General features: G+C 61.6%; 15 protein-coding genes. 12 read left to right on the forward strand and 3 right to left on the reverse strand.

The window, feature by feature from the left end; all coding sequences use genetic code 11:
* Window positions 1-2 precede the first annotated feature (2 nt).
* Together AC07TV_RS04665 and AC07TV_RS04670 are read right to left on the reverse strand one after the other, a co-directional pair.
* A complete protein-coding gene (locus AC07TV_RS04665; protein ID WP_494647233.1) occupies window positions 3-1,916 on the reverse strand; it encodes a bifunctional diguanylate cyclase/phosphodiesterase in 1,914 nt (637 codons plus the stop codon).
* Between the two features lie 10 nt (window positions 1,917-1,926).
* Window positions 1,927-2,601, reverse strand: coding sequence for a transglutaminase-like cysteine peptidase (locus AC07TV_RS04670; protein WP_494647234.1), 675 nt, complete (start codon window positions 2,599-2,601; stop codon window positions 1,927-1,929).
* Window positions 2,602-2,707: 106 nt separating this feature from the next.
* Between AC07TV_RS04670 and AC07TV_RS04675 the strand changes: the two genes are divergently transcribed.
* A complete protein-coding gene (locus AC07TV_RS04675; RefSeq protein ID WP_494647235.1) occupies window positions 2,708-4,570 on the forward strand; it encodes a TolC family outer membrane protein in 1,863 nt (620 codons plus the stop codon).
* A 92-nt stretch (window positions 4,571-4,662) separates the two neighbouring features.
* Here the strand turns inward: AC07TV_RS04675 and AC07TV_RS04680 are convergent, their stop codons facing one another.
* Window positions 4,663-5,367 carry a response regulator transcription factor gene (locus AC07TV_RS04680; RefSeq protein WP_494647236.1) on the reverse strand — a complete coding sequence of 235 codons (705 nt, stop codon included), beginning with the start codon at window positions 5,365-5,367 and terminating at the stop codon, window positions 4,663-4,665.
* Between the two features lie 155 nt (window positions 5,368-5,522).
* Here AC07TV_RS04680 and AC07TV_RS04685 point away from each other — a divergent pair, with 155 nt between their 5' ends.
* The 11 genes from AC07TV_RS04685 to AC07TV_RS04735 all read left to right on the forward strand — a co-directional run bounded on the left by AC07TV_RS04685 (window position 5,523) and on the right by AC07TV_RS04735 (window position 19,022).
* Entirely contained in the window at window positions 5,523-5,912 is a 390-nt protein-coding gene (locus tag AC07TV_RS04685) for an Hpt domain-containing protein (protein WP_494647237.1), read from the forward strand.
* A complete protein-coding gene (locus tag AC07TV_RS04690; RefSeq protein ID WP_494647380.1) occupies window positions 5,912-8,665 on the forward strand; it encodes a response regulator in 2,754 nt (917 codons plus the stop codon). Before AC07TV_RS04685 ends, AC07TV_RS04690 begins: the two co-directional genes overlap by 1 nt.
* Complete coding sequence (locus tag AC07TV_RS04695) at window positions 8,662-9,042, forward strand: response regulator (RefSeq protein ID WP_494647238.1); 381 nt, start codon at window positions 8,662-8,664, stop codon at window positions 9,040-9,042. The genes AC07TV_RS04690 and AC07TV_RS04695 overlap by 4 nt, the downstream gene beginning before the upstream one ends.
* A 163-nt stretch (window positions 9,043-9,205) precedes the next feature.
* Complete coding sequence (locus AC07TV_RS04700; RefSeq protein WP_494647239.1) at window positions 9,206-9,634, forward strand: DUF3124 domain-containing protein; 429 nt, start codon at window positions 9,206-9,208, stop codon at window positions 9,632-9,634.
* Window positions 9,631-10,689: a potassium channel family protein gene (locus AC07TV_RS04705; RefSeq protein ID WP_494647240.1), complete on the forward strand. Its 1,059-nt coding sequence runs from the start codon at window positions 9,631-9,633 to the stop codon at window positions 10,687-10,689. The genes AC07TV_RS04700 and AC07TV_RS04705 overlap by 4 nt, the downstream gene beginning before the upstream one ends.
* Before the next feature lie 70 nt (window positions 10,690-10,759).
* A complete protein-coding gene (locus AC07TV_RS04710; protein WP_494647241.1) occupies window positions 10,760-11,062 on the forward strand; it encodes a c-type cytochrome in 303 nt (100 codons plus the stop codon).
* A gap of 33 nt (window positions 11,063-11,095) precedes the next feature.
* The gene (locus AC07TV_RS04715; protein WP_494647242.1) at window positions 11,096-12,364 is read left to right on the forward strand and encodes an MFS transporter; all 1,269 of its coding nucleotides are present in this window, start codon (window positions 11,096-11,098) and stop codon (window positions 12,362-12,364) included.
* A 157-nt stretch (window positions 12,365-12,521) separates the two neighbouring features.
* Entirely contained in the window at window positions 12,522-13,457 is a 936-nt protein-coding gene (locus AC07TV_RS04720; RefSeq protein WP_494647243.1) for an efflux RND transporter periplasmic adaptor subunit, read from the forward strand.
* A 3-nt stretch (window positions 13,458-13,460) separates the two neighbouring features.
* The gene (locus AC07TV_RS04725) at window positions 13,461-16,691 is read left to right on the forward strand and encodes an efflux RND transporter permease subunit (protein ID WP_494647244.1); all 3,231 of its coding nucleotides are present in this window, start codon (window positions 13,461-13,463) and stop codon (window positions 16,689-16,691) included.
* Entirely contained in the window at window positions 16,688-16,912 is a 225-nt protein-coding gene (locus tag AC07TV_RS04730) for a YgaP family membrane protein (protein ID WP_310494898.1), read from the forward strand. Before AC07TV_RS04725 ends, AC07TV_RS04730 begins: the two co-directional genes overlap by 4 nt.
* 202 nt (window positions 16,913-17,114) lie before the next feature.
* Window positions 17,115-19,022 (forward strand): putative bifunctional diguanylate cyclase/phosphodiesterase, encoded by a 1,908-nt coding sequence (locus AC07TV_RS04735; RefSeq protein WP_494647245.1) that lies wholly within the window; start codon window positions 17,115-17,117, stop codon window positions 19,020-19,022.
* Window positions 19,023-19,071: the final 49 nt, after the last annotated feature.

Genomic DNA, 19,071 nt, shown 5'->3' on the forward strand with positions numbered 1-19,071 from the left:
GTTCAATTCCTCGGGACGGCGGGGCCGGTTGCGCCATCGAAGCCCAGTTCGGGCAGGATGGCCAGTTCCTCGGCGGTCTGCACGCCTTCGGCGATGACGGTCAAACCAATATTATGCGCGATGCTGCACAGGCCCTTGATGAAGGCCTGGTTGCCTGTCTGGGTATCGATGGCGCGGATGAAGCTGCCGTCGACCTTCAGATAATCGAGGCCGATGCCGTGCAGGCGGCCGATTTCGCTGAACTGGCGGCCAAAGTGCTCGATGCCGAGGCGGCAGCCGAGGGGGCGCAGTGCGTCACAGAAAGCGTGGAATTCATCGAAGTGCTGGAAGGCGCCGATTTCCGATACTTCCAGCCAGAGACGGGGGGCCAGATCCTTGCGGGCGGCGATTTGGGCGAACAACCTGGCACGGAACGAGGCATCCAGAATCGACTCGCCAGACAGGTTGACCGCAACGGCCGGTGCGCCGGCGGCAATGCGCTCCAGCGCCAGGCGGGCAGCAGCCAGGTCGAGTTCTGTGGTCATCGATAGCCGCGAGGCCATCGGCATGAAGCTGCCGGCGGTCAGCCATTCGCCGTCCTCGGTGGTTTGCAGGCGCAGCGGGCATTCAAAGTGAAGCAATTGCCCGGCGTTGCCAGCCACCGGAAAATCGATCAGGCGCAGGCGTTGGGTCTGGATGGCGCCTTCTAGCAGTTTCTTCCAGTCGGCGTTGGACGTGGCATGTTGATCGCAATCGCTCTCGGCACGGCACCAAGCCAGCCCGCTCTGGCCCTCGGCTGATGCCAGCGCGGCGTCAACGCGGGAGAGCAGGCTGCCAATCGTCTGGCCATGCAGATAGACACCGCTGGCAATGTGACCAATGCGTTCGCCGTCGATCAGGCCGGCTGCCGTCAGGTCGTTTAGTGCGTGAAGCAGTATCTCGGCATACGGCGCGGGATCCTGAACGCCCGGCAGGAGTAGCGCAAAATCGGCACCGTTGAGGCGGGCGGCGGCGGCATTGGGCTTTTCTGCAGCCAGTCCGTTCAGCGTGCTGCCGAGTCGACGCAGCAGTTCATCGGCCATTTCCCGACCGGCCCGCTTGTTGATGCCGGCCAGATCGGCCAGGCGCAGCAAGACCAGCGAGCCGGAAGCAGCAGCGTCGTCGTCGCTCAGTGCAGCAGCCAGTTGGTTCATGAAAAAGGCGCGGTTGGCCAAGCCGGTCAGGCTGTCCTGGTTCGCTTCGCGGCGCACCTGTTCAAGACGGGCCGCCTCCTCGGCGAACATCGCCTTGAGGCGATCGACCATCGTATTCATCGCGCTGGCCAGGCTTTTCAGCTCGGGCGTCGCAGGTTCCTGGATTGTTGTGAAGCGCCTTTCGCTGATGGCTTGCGCCTGCCCGACCACGGCGTCGAGGGGGCGGCGGATACGGCGCAGGAACTGCATGCCAAGGAGGCCCATCAGGCCGCCGCCGATGGCGAACCAGCCGAGCAGTTTGAGGGCGCCACCCCATAGCTCGGTGTAGGCAAAATGGCTGTGGCTGACCAGCTCGATCGTGCCGAACTGGCTCCAGCCCGAAGAAACTTGTGCCTGCCCTGGCTGTGAGTCAATCGGAAATATTCGAATGAACCAGTCGGGTACGTTTCCGGCATCCTGCGGGCTGGTTTTTTCAATCATCGTCTTGCCGTTCGGATCGATCAGCCGCACGGTCGCATACTGACCGCTGTCGAATACAGCCGCGACCTGGAGTTCAACCGTGACCGGATCCTTGTCCAGTTGCGACATGGCCAGCGCCAATGTGGCGGCGTTGTCATTGTTCTTGATGGCCAGTTGGCGTTCCAGATAATGGCGAGCCGTCAGCGTGCTGACGATGAAGCTGCCGGCAAAAGCGATAACGGTGCTGGCGATGACCGCGAGCCAGAGTTGTCGGAACAAGGACATGTCGATTACCTCACTGGAAGCCTTCAGCGCGCGCCCGGGCCAGCAAATCCTGCCAGCGTGACAGATTGCTCTTGCTGGCGTTGTTGCCGGTGCCCTGCCACAGCCCCGCGCTGTTGAAACTGAAAATGGGTGAAAGATCACTGCGCCGGGAGGCGGGCAGGATCTGGGGATTCAGGTTGTCGAGGACGAGCGGGTCCGCGGTCGGTGTGGCGTAATAAGCCAGCACCATGTGCGCCTGCAGGAAGGTTCCCGCCGGCCCCGTCTGTGCTGCCTTGACGTAGACCAGACGAAGTTTGTTGATCGGTATGCCGAGATCGATCAACGAGTAATACTTGGCAATGGAGAAATCCTCGCAATCACCACGCCCCTGGCCAATTGTTTCGGTCGGCGTTGCCCAGTAGTCGTTCTGGCCCCACACCGACATGTCGTCGTCGAAGGCAATGCGCCGATTGATGAAGTCATTGACGCGCTGCAACTTGTCTGTTTCCGGCGCCTTGCGCTCTTCGCCGAGCATGCGCTGCCAATCGGTCAGCAACGGGACGCGGTCAGCACCAAAGCGGCTGAGCAATACCTGCTGCAGCTGGTCAAAGTCCACGCCCAGCGCCAAAGGCAGGCTGCTCAGAGAGAGCATGCCTATGGCGACAATTGTGGCCAGCCAGCGGAGCAGCGCAGTGTTGTTACGCAATGGACGCGTCAAGTCGTTGAATTATTGGGTTGGAAACGTCGGTTATTTCACATTCGACAAATGGCGAATCTCTATAATCCGGCCAAAACCTTGCTGATTATCCCCCATGAAAATGAAAAAACTCCTTTCCTTGCTGGTAACCGTCGCATTTCCTCTTCTGGTAAATGCGGCAGAGTCGATCCCGAGCGCCATTGCCACCCCTGCCACCCTGAAAGAAGTCGCCCAACGGGCCGTTCTCAACAGCCCGGAAGTCACCGCCAAATGGCACGCCTACCGCGCCGCTGACGAGGAAATCGGCGTTGCCCGCGGCGGCTACTTCCCGCGCGTCGACCTCACCGCCGGCGCCGGCCGCGAAAGCCTGCGCCAGCCCTCGGCCGCTGACCGCGACTACACCCGCAGCGGCGTCATGCTCAGTCTCAACCAGATGCTCTTCGACGGCTTCGCCACCCGCAACGAAGTCCGCCGCCTCGACAAAGCCCGCCTCGTCCGCTACTACGAACTCCTCGACGCCTCCGAGAACACCGCCCTCGAAGCCGGCCGCGCCTACCTCGACGTCCTGCGCTACCGCCACCTCGTCGACCTCGCCAAAGACAACTACATCCAGCACAAAGCCACCTACGACCAGATCGAACGGCGCACCCAAAGCGGCGTCGGCCGCCGCGTCGACTTCGAACAAGCCGGCAGCCGTCTGGCCCTCGCTGAAATCAACCTGATCACCGAAAGCGCCAACCTCCACGACGTCAGCGCCCGCTACCAGCGCCTCATCGGCGCCCAACCCGCCGACGCCATCACCCCGCCAAGCGAACTCAACAACGCCATCCCGACCCAGGCCAAAATCGCCCTCGACACCCTGCACCGCAAAAACCCCGCGCTGCTCGCCGCCACCGAAAACATCGAAGCCAGCCAATACGAAATCAACAACCGGCGCGCCGCCTACTCCCCCAAACTCGACTTCCGCGCCCGCACCGACAACACCCGCAACTACCTCGGCGACACCGGCGATCGCCACCACAACGTCGCCGAACTCGTCGTCAGCTGGAACCTCTTCAACGGCGGCTCCGACCGTGCCCGCGAAAAGCAGACCATCGAAAAGAAAAACCTCGCCTTCGACCTCCGCGAAAAAGCCTGCCGCGACACCCGGCAAACCCTCCTCATCGCCTACAACGACGTCCAGCGCCTCAAGGAACAAGCCACCTTCAACGCCCGCCAGGTCGCCCTTCTCGAAAAAACCCGTGACGCCTACCGCGACCAGTTCAACGTCGGCCAGCGCACCCTGCTCGACCTTCTCGATACCGAAAACGAACTCCTCGCCGCCCGCCGTGCCAACGTCAACGCCGACACCGACCTGACCCTCTCCTACCTGCGCACCTATGCCGGCATGGGCACGCTGCTCGAACAGCTCGGCCTGCAACGTCTCGATGCCGCCACCCCGGACAAAGACGAACTGGCCGACGTCGACCCCAGCCAACTCTGCCCGAACGACCCCATCGCCCTCGGCCTGCCCGATCGCGATGCCCTCAACGCCAAAGCCGCCGCCCTCAACGCCAGCCGCGCCCCGCTCGTCGCCGCCCCGGTCGCCCCCGGCCCCGAAGCCGGCATCCAGAATCAGGTCAAATCCTGGGCAGCCGCCTGGTCGGCCCGCGACTACGCCGCCTACAGCGCCTTCTATGCCCCGACCTTCACCCCGGACGGTGGCCTGACCCGCGAAGACTGGGCGCAACTGCGCCGAGGTCGCATTTCGGCTCGTGGCGACATCAATGTTGATATCCAGGACATGAAAGTTCGGATGGACGGCAACGACCGCGCCTTTGCCGAATTCCGCCAGATTTATCAGTCGAAGGGCTACAACGACACGACGCAGAAGACCCTGGAGATGATCAAGGTGAACGGCAAGTGGCTGATCAATCGCGAGACGTCGATTCCGTGCAACGGCAATACCGTTGGCGGCTGCAAGGGGCTGGTGAAGTAAGGCCGGCCCGGCACGGCCGGCTGAGTCGGCCAGCTTGAAAAGACAAAGGCCATGCGAGTGCATGGCCTTTGGCGTTGTGGGGGCAGGGGCGTTTAGTTCAGCGCCTCGACCTCGGCGATGAAAACGTAGCCTTGCGAGCGCAGTGTCTTGATAAAGCTGCTGCCATCGGCCTGTTTGCCGAGAATTCGCCGGATCTGGCTGACATGGACGTCGATGATCCGGTCGTAGGGCACATATTCGCGCTTGAGGACGCGCGATAGTTGTTCGCGTGAGAGCGGCTCGAAGGGGTGCTCAAGGAAGGCGGCGAGCAGTGCAAAGCCCGACACGCCAAGCGGCGTCGGCTGGCCACCGGTTCGGGTCAGTTCGCGCGAGGCGGTATCCAGTATCCAGTCGCCGAAGTGCAGGCGGCGCATCTCGCCACGGCCAGTGGTGGCGCGCTGGCTCCGGCGTAGCAGGCCGCGGGTGCGGGCCAGCAATTCACGCATATTGCAGGGCTTGGGCAGAAAGTCGTCGGCACCGATTTCGATGCCGATAATGCGCTCGATTTCGTCGGAGCGGGTCGAATGGATAAGAACCGGAATTTCGGAGTGCTGGCGAAGCTGGCGGAGCAGTTCGAGGCCATCGGCGTCGGGCAGGCTTAAATCAAGAATGATGACGTCGGGCTTTTCGTCAAGACGTCGCCACATGGCGGCGCCGGTTTCCGCAAAAATGCAGTCGATGCCGGCGGTGGCCAGTGTTGTACTCAATACGTGGCGAGTTCCCGGGTCGTCTTCAACGATGAGCGCAGTCTGACGCATGGTTATTCGTTTCGGTTACACGATAAAGCGGGGATTGTAATCCATTGCAAAACAAAGGCTTTGTTTTACTAATTTTTAACATTGAGCCAGCGTCTCGGGTGACAATTGCCCTCTGTTTCTGACCTCTCCGACGGATTTATATCGTGCCGCACTGGATGTCTGTTCCCCGTACCCTGGATGGTTTTGATGTGGCTGCAGCTGTCGCGCGCATGCTCGATCAGCCCATGCTCTGGTGGCAGGCGGTCGGCCTGTTCGTTGAGCATTTCGCCGACTGGGAACTGGCGTGGCGGGAGAGTGCCGGCGACCACGCCCAGGAGCAAAAGAAGGTGCACGCGTTGCGCAGCGCGGCGGCAAATGTCGGCGCGACGGCGCTGGTGGAGGCTGCTGCTGCTCTCGAGGATCAGTTGTTGAAATGCCAGGCCGGGCAGGCGACATCCGTTCAGGAAAGCTTGCGTCAGGCCTTGCGGGCATCATTTCGGCAAACCTGGCTTTCGGCGGCGGAGGCCCTGAAATCGTCAAAGTTGGTGCCGGAGGGGCGGGGGTGATGAACCTGATGCCGACCGTTTCCATTCGTGCCCGACTGGCCAGCATCAATTTTTATGTGCTGCTTCTGGCGATTGCCTTCGTCAGCATATTCATCTTGTGCACCGCTGGCTGGATGGCAATGCGCGGGCATGTTGCCGAAGGCTACGCTCGCCTCGAATTGCTCAACGAGAGCTTGAGTCCGGCATTGGCCGGAGGGGAGCGCGAGGCATTCAACGAAAGGTTTGCCCTTCTGCGCAGCATGCCTTTTCTCCATTCGGCTGCGTTGTACCGGCAGGATCATTCCGTGTTTGTTGCCTACGACAGGTACGGGGCTGAAGACGCCAGGCCGATGCCCTTGAGTAACCCGGTGGCCGGGCATCGGTTTTCCTGGAGCCGGATCGATTTTCTGGCCCCGGCCGGCACGCCAGACCAGCCTTTTGGCTGGTTGAGGCTGAGCATCGATTTGAGCAGCGTTTATCAACAGTTGCTGATTTATCTTGGTTTGATATTGTTTGAAACGGCAGTCGCTCTGGCCGTCGCCTTGCGTTTACAGGCGCGGCACGTGGAAAAGTTGATTGAGCCCTTGCAGGACCTGACGCTACGCATGGCGGAGGTATCGGTCGGCCGGCTCGATATTCGTGCTGCCGACAGCGGGGTGACGGAAATAGCCCAGCTGGCCAATGGCTTCAACCAGATGGTCGAACAGATTCGTGAGCGCGATCACTGGTTGTCGACGCACCTGGGCAATCTCGAGCAGATTGTCGAGCAGCGGACGCGTGAACTGCGGCTTGCCAAGGAGGCGGCCGAGGCCGGCAGCCTGGCCAAGAGTGAGTTTCTGGCGACGATGAGCCATGAAATACGGACGCCGATGAATGGTGTGCTGGGCATGACAGAGCTGCTGCTCAATACTGAACTGGCGCCGACCCAGCGCCAGTTTGTCGAGGCGGTCGAGCGCTCGGGAAAACACCTGCTCGGGATCATCAACGACATTCTCGATTTTTCGAAAATCGAGTCGGGCAAGCTGGAACTCGATGTGGTCGATTTCGATTTGCGTCACTTGCTCGAGGAGTCGCTCGAACTGTTTTCGCAGCAGGCCGGCAAGAAAGGTCTGGAGCTACTGGCCGATCTACCGCCGGACGAGAGCCTGGTGGTCCGTGGCGATGCGCTGCGTTTGCGGCAGATCGTTGTTAACCTGCTGGGTAATGCCATCAAATTCACGGCGAGCGGTGAGGTTTTCCTGCGTTTGCGCGTACTCGAACATTCCGAATTTGGCCTTAAATTCCGGTTGACCGTGCGAGACACCGGGATCGGCATTCCGCTCGATGCCCAGCAGCGAATTTTCGAGCACTTTGCCCAGGCGGATGGCTCGACTACCCGGCAGTACGGCGGCACGGGTTTGGGGCTGGCCATCTGCCAGCGTCTGGTCGACATGATGGGCGGCACTATCAGCGTCGAGAGTCAGCCGGGGCAGGGGGCAAGTTTTTCGGTAGAGCTGGCCATGCCGCTCGGCAAGTTGCCGGAGCAAAAGCCGGTTCACGCGCCAGCCGTCGTCGCTGGCCGGCGCTTGCTGATCGTCGACGACACCCCGGCGCATTGCGACATTCTGCTGGCCCAGCTGAACAGTCACCGGCTGAGGGCGGATACGGCCGGTTCCGGTCTGCAGGCGCTGGCCATGGCCGGCGCCGCCATGGCCAAGGGCGAGCCGTATGCATTGTTTCTGGTCGATATGGAAATGGCCGAAATGTCAGGAATTGACCTGGTGCGCGCCCTGCGTGCGGATTCGCGGCTGTTGGCGAGCCGGGTCATCGTTTTCTCGGCAGCACCCGACATGCCTCAGCAATTGGCGCAGGCCGGGATGGAGGTCGCGGCTTGCCTGGCCAAGCCCTTGCGCCAGGCAGATTTTCTGCGTGCGGTCGACGCCGCTCTCGGCCGCCCGGAGCGCAGCGAACGCCCGAAAGCGTTACCGGCCAGCCAGAAGTTGCGGGGCAAGGTACTGCTCGCCGAAGACAACGAAAGCAATCTGATTGTGGCGCGGGCTCAGCTGGAAAGACTGGGACTGGAGGTCGTCACCGCGGGGGATGGGCAGCAGGCGCTCGACCTGCTGGCTACCGAGACGGTCGATCTGGTCCTGATGGATTGCCAGATGCCGATTCTCGATGGTTTCGCCGCGACCTCGGTACTGCGCGAACGCGAAGCGCTCGGCGGCCAGCATCTGCCGGTCATCGCGCTGACCGCCAATGCCATGAAGGGCGACCGTGAGCGCTGTGTGGCAGCGGGGATGGACGACTATCTGGCCAAGCCTTATACCGGCGAGGCCCTGTTGCAGATGCTGGCGCAGTGGTTGCCCGCTGAGCGGCGAAAGCCGCCGGTTGTCGTCAATGATGCGGCCCGCCCCGGGCAGGAGCGCAGCGATGGTGCAGCGCTTGATCCGGAGGCCCTCGAGAAAATTCGCGCCCTGTCTCCGGACGGTGCGGAGGCGCTGGTTGGGCAGGTGCTGACAGCCTATCTGAAAGCAGCGGAGCGCGAATGGGTGAACTTCGACCGGGGCCTGGCGGAAGGCGATGCCAGCTTGCTGGCAAGCGCCGCCCACGCCCTCAAGTCGAGCAGTTTCAACGTCGGCGCCAACGGCCTGGCCAGGCGGTGCAGCGAGATCGAGCAATTCGGCCGGGACGGGAATATGCGACAACTGCTAACCCGGGTGGACGGCGTTCGCGCCGAATGGCTGCGCGTCGAAGCCGCCCTGAGAGGGCTTCTGGCCAGGCCTGAGGCATGAGCGCCACGCCCTGGCGGGTGCTCGCGGCGGATGACGATCCGACAACCCGTTTGTTGATGCAGGCAGCGTTGGCCAGCAGCGACTTTGTGTTGACGCTGGCCGATAGCGGCGACGATGCGCTGGCCAAGTTTCAAACCTCTACCTTCGACCTTGCCCTGCTCGATGTCGAAATGCCCGGCCTCGATGGCTTCGCGGTGTGCGCTGCCATCCGCCAGACGCATGGCAGCGGATTCCCCGTCGTTCTGCTGACCGGGCGCAGTGATCCCGAATTTTTCGAGCGGGCGCGCCAACTGGGGGCCCGCCACATCGCCAAGCCGATTGACTGGACCTCGCTGGCCGGCCAACTGCGTTCCCTGCTCGCCGCCGCACAGCGCTAAGCCCCCGGTTTTCCCGCCGCCCCGCCGGGCAAGGCTTGTGGCAGAATCGGGATAAGTGGCATCAATGCCAGGGGCCGCAGAACGGGGGAAAGAGATGCGATATCGAAAATTCTGGCGAAGCTTGTTGTGCGCCTTTGTTTTTGGCAGTTTTTTGCCGTCGACCGTGGCATTCGCCCAGGAGGCCAGGCCCTTGGTCAAGGGGCAAACGCTTTACCTGCCGATCTACTCGCACATGCTCTACGGCAATCTGGGCAAGAGTGGCAAGGCATCCAACGTCTTGCTGTCGGCCCTGGTCAGCATTCGCAATACCGACATCAAGCGCTCGATCCGGGTGCTGTCGGCCAGGTATTTCGATACCGGCGGCAAATTGCTCGGTGAGCGCGTGCCTGCGCCGACCGTTGTGCCGCCGCTCGGCACGCTTGAGCTGTTTGTTGAACTTAACGACGCTTCCGGTGGCTCGGGCGCCAATTTCATCATCAAATGGGATGCCGAGCAGCCGGTCAACCCACCGCTGGTCGAGTCACTGCACGTCAATATGGACGGCGGCAAAGCCGTCATTTTCATGACCCAATCGGTGCCGCTGACTGAATGAACGGCAACTCGAGCGCGTCCCCGATCAGGACCCTGCAGACCGGCTATATCGTCCGGCTGCTCTATGTCGCGCTCGGCATGCTGTTTGCCGTGCATTTGTTCGGCAGCATCGGCTACATGGTCCTGACCGAGGGCAAATATTCGTGGTTCGACTGCTTCTACATGACCTTCATCACCGTTGCCACCATCGGCTTCGGCGAAATCATCGACATGGCGAGCAACCAGCCGGCACGGATCTTGACGGTGGTGATCGGCATTCTTGGCGCCGGCAATCTGTCGCTGCTGTTTTCGGTCGTCACCGTGGCGCTGCTCGAAACCGACCTTAATGGAACCCTGCGGAGAAAACGCATGGAAAAAACGATCAGGAAACTCAAGGGACACTACATTTTGTGCGGCTTCGGCCGGGTCGGACGCAACATTGCGCACGAACTGGCAGCAACCAACCGGCACTTCGTCGGCATCGACGAAGACCTGCACAAGCTGGAAGAGTACAAGGAAAAGAACATCGGCTTTCTCTACCTGAACGGCGATGCCAGCGACGACGACGTGCTGATCGCCGCCGACCTGGAAGATGCCAAGGGGTTGTTCGCGGTGACCGGCGACGATTCGCGCAACCTGATGATCGTCATCACGGCCAAGCAGTTGAAGCCCGAGTTGCGCGTCGTGGCGCGCTGTACCGAAACACGCAACATCGAAAAGATGCGCAAGGCCGGGGCCGATGCCATCGTCTCGCCTGACTTTACGGGCGGCATGCGCATCGCGTCGGCGATGATCCGGCCGCATGTGGTTTCCTTCCTCGACGAAATGCTCAAGTCGGAGAAGAACCTGCGCGTCGAAGAGGTGCCGGTGCCGGCCGGATTCATTCCCAAGCCGCTCGGCGTGCTGCAGTTGCGTAGCGCCAATTACGTCTTTCTCGCCGTGCGCGAGCGCAACGGCAGTTGGCAGTTCAATCCGGACAATGACTTTCTGCTCAAGCCCGGCTTCATGCTGATTGCCATGGCCAGCCCGGTCGGGCGCACCGAAATCGAGACCTTGTTGATCGAAATGGCGTCTTGAAGAGATTTTTTGGTTAGGCGGTTTCTCGGCGGGTATTTCCGTCGGCCGCAATTTTTCGGGGGAAATAAACATGCAAAAAACCATCATGATTGCCGGCGCCTTCCTGTTGCTTGCCGGCACGGCACAGGCATCGCCGGAACTGGCCAAGGCCAAGAACTGCATGACCTGCCACGCCATCGACAAGAAAATTGTCGGCCCGGCGTACAAGGATATCGCTGCCAAGCGAGCCGCTGAAAAGGGTGCAGAGGCCGCGCTGACGGCGAAGATCAAGGCGGGCAGCAAGGGCGAATGGGGCCAGGTGCCGATGCCGGCGAACAATGTGACCGATGCCGAAGCGGCGACCCTGGCCAAGTGGGTTCTCGCCCAGAAGTAAGCGCTGGCGCCGGATGACGAGAAGCGAGACAGAATGAAAGCACTGACCGACGAGCAGATGCGCCGCCGCTGGATAGCCCTCGGCGTCGTCGCGGTGGCCTACATTCTGTCTTTCTTCCAGCGTTTTGCCCCGGCCGGCATTGCGCCGGATCTGGCCGCCGCTTTCGATACATCGGCGGCCTCGCTCGGTGTCCTGGCGGCCACTTACTTTTACGTTTATACGCTGATGCAGGTGCCGACTGGCATCCTTGCCGATACCCTGGGACCGCGCCGGATCCTGGCCTTGGGCGGGGTGATTGGCGGCGCTGGCAGTTTCCTCTTCGGCATGGCGCCAACGCTCGAGCTGGCACTGGTCGGGCGGACGCTGATCGGGCTGGGCGTGTCGGTGACTTTCATCGCCATGCTCAAGTTGATCGCTGTGTGGTTCGAGGAGAGCCGCTTCGCCACCATGGTCGGCATCTGCATGCTGATCGGTAATCTTGGTTCGGTACTAGCCGGCGCGCCGCTCTCGGCGGTGGCGCAGGCGACCGGCTGGCGCGGTGTGTTCATCGGTGTTGGCTTCGTCTCGGTGGTGCTTGGCGTGCTGTGCTGGCTGATCGTCCGCGATGCGCCGGAAGGCGGCAATGTTGCGCCGAAGCCGCGCTTCGACCGGACGGTGGTGATCTCCGGCCTGCTTTCGGTGATTCGCAACCGTGACACCTGGCCGCCGCTGCTGGTCAATACCGGCATGTGCGGCGCCTTTTTTACCTTCGCCGGATTGTGGGCGACGCCTTACCTCATGCAGGTGCACGGCCTGGCGCGATCGGTCGCCACCACGCATCTGTCGCTATGGTTCGGCGGCTTTGCTGTCGGCTGCCTGTTGCTGGGCAGCCTGTCCGACCGTCTGGGCCGGCGCAAGCCGGTGCTCATCGTGACCTCGCATCTGTATGGCGCGATCTGGCTGATCCTGTTGTCCTGCGTCAGCATGCCGGTCGCGGTTTCATATGCGCTTTTCGCCTTGCTCGGCCTGACCACAGCCGGCTTCAGCCTGACCTGGGCTTGTGCCAAGGAAGTCAATCCGCCGCTGCTCTCCGGCATGTCGACCAGCGTCGCCAACATGGGCGGCTTCATGACAGCAGCGCTCTTGCAGCCCTTCGTTGGCTGGGTCATGGACCTCGGCTGGACGGGCGAAATGGTCAGCGGTGCTCGTGTCTACGATGTCGAAACCTGGCGCCACGGGGTGCTGGTGGTGACCGTCTGCGCCATCCTGGGGGCAGCATCATGCTGGTGGATCAAGGAAACGCGTTGCCGGAATATCTGGTAGGCCTCATGATCTACGCAGTAGGTTTGGACAAAACACAATAAAATCAATGAATCAGAAGCGCATGGCTTGTGCCACCTCTATAAATTAGCGTATGCTTATATTTATGAACGCAAACATTCTCCGTCCTTTCGTTTTTAGCCTTTTTTTCGGGTTGACCGTGGCATTCGCGGCTGAACCCTTGCCCGTCATCACGGTCAAGCCGCACGCCGTCGATCTGGCCTTTCCGGCCGAATCGCTGGTCGAGGCCGTGCAGCAGGCGACGGTCGGTGCCCAGATCGCAGGCCGCGTCCTTGAGGTCAAGGTCGACGCCGGCCAGTCGGTCAAAAAAGGCGATGTCCTGATGCGTATCGACGGCCGCGAGTCAGCCGAAGCGGCGCGCGCTGCCGAGGCGCAATACGCCAATGCCAAAGTCAGTTACGACCGGACCAAAAGCCTCGTCTCCCAGAAATTCATGAGCGCCGCCGCGCTCGACAAAGCCAAAGCCGATCTCGATGCCGCTGCTGCCAACCGCGCTGCCGCCGGGGCGGGCCAAAGCCACGCCACCATCGTCGCGCCAATGACCGGCATCATCGCTCGCCGCCATGCCGAAATGGGCGACATGGCAACGCCCGGCAAGCCGCTGTTCACGATCTACCAGCCGGGCACGCTGCGCGTCACGGCGAGCATTCCGCAATACCGCCTGAAGGCGATGCGCGATGTCAAAACCGCCCGCGTCGAATTCCCCGAGCTGGGCAAGTGGGTCGATGCCGTCAAGGTTCAGGTCCTGCCGACGGCCGATGCCGCGACGCACGTTTCGCAGGTCCGTGTGACATTGCCCGATGTGCCGGAAGCGACGCCGGGCATGTTCGCGCGTGTGCATTTCATCACCGGCCAGTCGGAAAAGCTGACCGTGCCGGCCAGTGCCGTGCTGCGTCGTGGCGAAGTGGCCGCGGTTTATGTGCAGACGGCCGACAATCGCCTGTCGCTGCGTCAGTTGCGTCTCGGCGACGCCGTCGGGCAGGGCGAGATCGAGGTGCTGGCCGGCTTGTCGGCCGGCGACAAGGTCGTCACCGACCCGGTCAAGGCTGGTATTCAGCTGAAATCGGCTAATTAAGTCATGAGCAGCGAGAAGACTACGCTCGGCGCGGGCTTGGGTATTTCCGGGCGCATTGCCGCCGCCTTCCAGAATTCGCGGATGACGCCGCTGCTGGCGCTGGTCGCCTTCCTGATGGGCCTTTTCGCCACCCTCGTCACGCCGCGCGAGGAAGAGCCGCAGATCGACGTGACCATGGCCGACGTCATGATCGCCTTCCCCGGCGCCTCGGCCAAGGATGTTGAAAATCTGGTAGCTCGTCCCGGCGAACAGGTGCTGTCGCGCCTGCATGGCGTCGAGCACGTGTACTCGGCCTCGCGCCCCGGCATGGCCATCATCACCGTGCAGTTCGACGTTGGCGTCAAATACAACGACGCGGTGCTCCGTCTCTACGACACCGTGCATTCGAACAGCGACTGGCTGCCGGCTAACCTTGGCGTCATGGCGCCGGTCATCAAGCCGCGCGGCATCGACGATGTGCCAATCGTTGCGCTGACTTTCTGGACCAAGGACCCGAACCGTTCCGCCTTCGACCTCCAGCAGGTCGCTCGTGCCGTCGAGATCGAACTCAAGCGCATCAAGGGAACGCGCGACATCTCGACCATCGGCGGCCCCGACCACGCCATTCGTGTGCTGATGGATGCCGAGCGGATGAATGCCTTCGGCATCACGCCGCAGGACATCGCCGGCGCGCTCAAAGTCTCGAACGCCCTGCAATCATCCGGCAACCTGACCTCCGGCAATCGCGAAGTGCTGGTCCAGACCGGCACCTACCTCGAATCCGCCGCCGATGTTAAGCAACTGGTCGTCGCCGTGCGCGGCGAAGCCAGCGAGCGCAAGCCGGTTTACATGAGCGACGTGGCAACCGTCGAAGATGGCCCGGATCAGCCGAAGCGCTACGCATGGTTCGGCGACCAGAGTGGCGAATTTCCCGCTGTCACGATGCAGATTTCCAAGCAGCCGGGCGTCAATGCGGCCGATGTGGCGACTGCTGCGGTCAACCGGATAAATGACCTGAAAAACACCGTCATTCCGGATGGCGTCGAGGTCACTGTGACGCGCAACTACGGCGAAACGGCGACCGAAAAGGCGCAGAAGCTGATCGGCAAGCTGATTTTTGCGACGGCCTTCGTCGTCCTGCTCGTCTTCTTCGCACTCGGCAAACGCGAGGCGGTCATCGTCGGTGTCGCCGTCACATTAACCCTTGCTGCAACGCTGTTCGCCTCCTGGGCCTGGGGTTTCACGCTTAACCGCGTCTCGCTGTTCGCGCTGATTTTCTCGATCGGCATCCTGGTCGATGACGCGATTGTCGTTGTCGAGAACATCCACCGCTGGCAAGGCTTGTACCCGGAAAAAAGCCTGCTCGAAATCATCCCGCCGGCCGTCGATGAAGTTGGCGGTCCGACCATCCTCGCCACCCTGACCGTCATTGCCGCGCTGCTCCCGATGGCATTCGTGACCGGCCTGATGGGGCCGTACATGAGCCCGATCCCGATCAATTCGTCGATGGGCATGGCCATTTCGCTGGCCGTCGCCTTTGTCGTCACGCCCTGGCTGGCGGCAAGAATGATGAAGTCGCATGGCAACGCCCACGGTGAACATCAGCCGTCGAAGCTCGATGCAAAACTCGACAGCACCTTCCGCAAACTGCTGACGCCTTTCCTCGACCCGGTCAAGGGCGGCGCGATGCGCGTCAAGCTGGCCATTGCCGTCGTCCTGCTCATTCTCGGCTCGGTCTCACTGGCTTACTTCCAGCTCGTCGTCCTCAAGATGCTGCCCTTCGACAACAAGAGCGAATTCCAGGTCATCCTCGACATGCCGGTCGGTACGCCGGTCGAGGAAACGGCGCGCGTGCTGCATGAAATCGGCGCCGAACTGGCGCTCGAAAAGGACGTCACCAACTATCAAGCCTATGCCGGCACGGCCAGCCCGATCAATTTCAACGGTCTGGTCCGTCAGTACTACCTGCGCGCCTTGCCGGAAAAGGGCGACATCCAGGTCAATCTGGCTGACAAGCACAACCGTTCGCGCCAGAGCCACGAAATCGCCGCTTCGCTACGCGATCGCATCGAGGCCATCGGCAAGTTCAACGGCGGCGTTGCCAAGGTCGTCGAAGTGCCGCCGGGGCCGCCGGTCATGTCGCCCATCCTGGCCGAAATCTACGGCCCGGACATGAAGGGCCAGATGAGCGTCGGCAAGCAGGTGCGCAAGGTTTTCGAGGAAACCAAGGACATCGTCGCGGTCGACGACTACATCGAAGCCGATTCGCGCAAGGTCATCCTGCACGTGCTGCAGAGCAAGGCGGCGCAACTCGGCGTGGCGCAGAGCGACATCGTCGAAGTCGTCAGCATGGGTCTGGCCGGGCAGGATGTGACGCCAGCGCACAACACCGAATCGAAGTTCGAAATCCCGGTGCGTGTGACCCTGCCGGCCGAGAAGCAATCGAGCCTCGATGCGCTCCTCAAGCTGCGTGTCCGCTCACGTGACGGCCAGTTGGTGCCGGTTTCGGAGCTGGTCGAAGTGCGTGACGCAGCCCGCGAAAAGGCCATCTACCACAAGGATCTGCTGCCGGTCGTCTACGTCGTCGGCGACATGGGCGGCAAGCTCGATTCGCCGCTTTACGGCATGTTCGACATCCGCAGCAAGATCAACGGCATGGAGCTCAAGGAAGGCGGCACGCTCGGCGAATGGTTCATCCGCCAGCCGAACGATCCTTACGCCGGCTACAGCGTCAAATGGGATGGCGAGTGGAAGGTGACCTATGAAACCTTCCGCGACATGGGCATCGCCTACGGCGTCGGCCTGATCCTGATCTACCTGCTGGTCGTCGCCCACTTCGGCAGCTATCTCGTGCCGCTCATCATCATGGCCCCGATCCCGCTGACCATCATCGGCGTCATGCCCGGTCACGCACTGTTCGGCTCGCAATTCACGGCAACCTCGATGATCGGCATGATCGCTCTGGCCGGCATCATCGTCCGCAACTCCATCCTGCTCGTCGATTTCATCAAGCTGCAAGTGGCGACCGGCATGCCGTTCCGCGAGGCCGTCATCCAGTCGGCCGCGGTGCGCGCCAAGCCGATTGCCCTGACCGCCCTGGCCGCCATGCTCGGCGCCATGTTCATTCTCGACGACCCGATCTTCAACGGCCTGGCCCTCGCCCTGATCTTCGGCATCATGGTGTCCACGCTGCTCACCCTGGTCGTTATTCCCGTTCTCTATTTCTCGGCATTCCGCAAGGAGCATCAAGCATGACCATCGAACGCATCATCCGCATCATGGCGGGTTTTTTCATCCTTCTTTCCCTGGCCCTGGGCTTCGACGGCAGCCCGATCTTCGTCTCGAAGTGGTTCCTCGCCTTTACCGCCTTTGTCGGTTTCAACTTGCTGCAAAGCGGCTTCACCGGCTTTTGCCCGCCGGAAAAACTGCTCGCCAAAATGGGCGTCAAGCGCAGCAACGGATCTTGCGGCAGCTAGGTAAATTGCGGTAAATCCACTTTCAGATCAGGGGTTAAGCCAGGGCAAGATTGCCCTGGATATGAAGGCTGATTTTTATGTGAATCGGCTTTAGAAAAACTTCGTGAAACATTGTTTTTATTGGGTTAAACTGCCTTTATATAACTAAAGGCTTACTTACCCTGTGGTGCAGAATCCGGCTTTCGCTGGCCGTAAACTCGTATTGTTCGCCCTTGGGGCGATTGTCCTGACCTGGTGCTCCCTTGGTCTGGATTGGTGGTCGATCGACCGACAACTTGCCGCTGACCCGACTGGCGACTCCGCTCGTAGCCTCGGGATGGGGGCGCCGGCATGGGGCTTTGTGTTATTGACGATCGGGCTTGTCGCCGCCGTGTTGATCATCGAAGGGTGCCGTCTGTTGTTCGGCATCCGCGATCAGGCCAGCCGCCAGCTCGCCCTGCAGCGGCGCATCATTGACCACGCTTCCGAAGCCATGATCCTGACCGATGGGGCGCAGCGGATACTGTCGGTCAACGCAGCTTTTGAGCGGATGACCGGATACGCCGCAACAGAGGTTCTCGGTTTGACCCCGACCATGCTCAGCTCGGGTCACCAGGGGCTGAACTTTCATCGCAGTATCTGGGATTTCGTCGCCGAGAACGGCCTCTGGGAAGGCGAGATCTGGGACCGGCGCAAGGATGGCGCGATCTATCCCAAGCAGATGCGCATCACGGCGATTCGCGATGAGTCAGGGCAGGCTACGCATTTTGTCGCCACCTTTGCCGACATCAGCGAAGCCAAGGCCCAGGCCGAACGCTTCGAGTATCTGGCTCATCACGACCAATTGACCAACCTGCCGAACCGTCTGGCCCTCGACGGTCACCTTGGCCACCTGCTCGACAGCGCGGTGCCCGGTATCAACCATCTGGCGCTGCTCATCATCGATCTGGACAATTTCAAGACGGTTAACGATTCGTTGGGCCACCACGCCGGAGATCGCTTGCTGGCTGAAATCGCCCGCCGGCTGACGGCCGAAATGGACCGCACGAAACGCCTGTTCCGTCTGGGTGGAGACGAGTTTGTCGTTGTCTTCGATCAGCTCGACAACAGTGCTGCCGTGGTCCGGTTGATTGATCGTCTGGTCAGCGCCATCGGCCAGCCTTGTGACATCGACGGTCATCAGTTGCACAGTACGCCGTCGATCGGCATCAGCCTTTATCCGCAAGACGGCCGGGACGGCCTGACGCTGATCCGCAATGCCGATGCAGCGATGTACGCGGCCAAAGCGGCCGGGCGAAACAATTACCAGTTCTTCGCCGAGTCGATGAACGCCGCCGCCAACAAGCGCCTGCATCTGGAAAGCGAGTTGTGGCGGGCCCTCGCCGAGAATCAGCTGGTGCTGCACTATCAGCCGCAGATCGATCTGCTGAGCGGCAAGGTCGTTGGCGTCGAGGCGCTGGTCCGCTGGTGTCACCCGCTGCGTGGCATGATTGCCCCGGCCGAGTTCATTCCGGTGGCCGAAGAGTGTGGCCTGATCCTGCCGCTCGGGCACTGGGTACTGTTGACTGCCTGCCGCCAGGTGCGGAGCTGGCTCGACGCCGGTATCGACATGGGTGAAATGGCGGTCAATATTTCGGCGCATCAGTTCCGCCAGCCCGATTTCGTCCAGACCGTGCAAGGCGTGCTGGCCGAAACCGGCCTGCCGGCTGAGCGCCTGGAGCTGGAAATTACCGAAAGCACTGTCATGCATGGCGTCGATGCCGCCATCCAGACGCTGGCCCAGCTCAAGGCCATGGGGGTCCGGCTGGCCATCGACGACTTCGGTACCGGTTATTCCTCGCTGTCCTACCTGCGTCGCTTCCCGCTTGACCGGCTGAAGATCGATCGTTCCTTCCTGGCTGATGTCGATACCGACACGCACGCCGCCTCGCTGGTCACCTCCATCGTCATGCTCGGCCGTTCGCTCGGCCTGCAACTGGTAGCCGAGGGTGTCGAAAGTTTTGCCCAGGCGGAATTTCTCCGCACGCTCGAATGCGAGCGTGTTCAGGGATTCCATTTTTACCAGCCGGTGTCGGCTGCCGAGGTGGTTGGCTTCGGTCGCTGTGAGGAATACGCCGCGCTGTCTGCCTGAGACTGTTTGAGCGGGCGGTGTTGACGGCTAAAATCTAGCCTTCTCGCGA

Source organism: Azonexus sp. GW821-FHT04F04, from assembly GCF_059420025.1.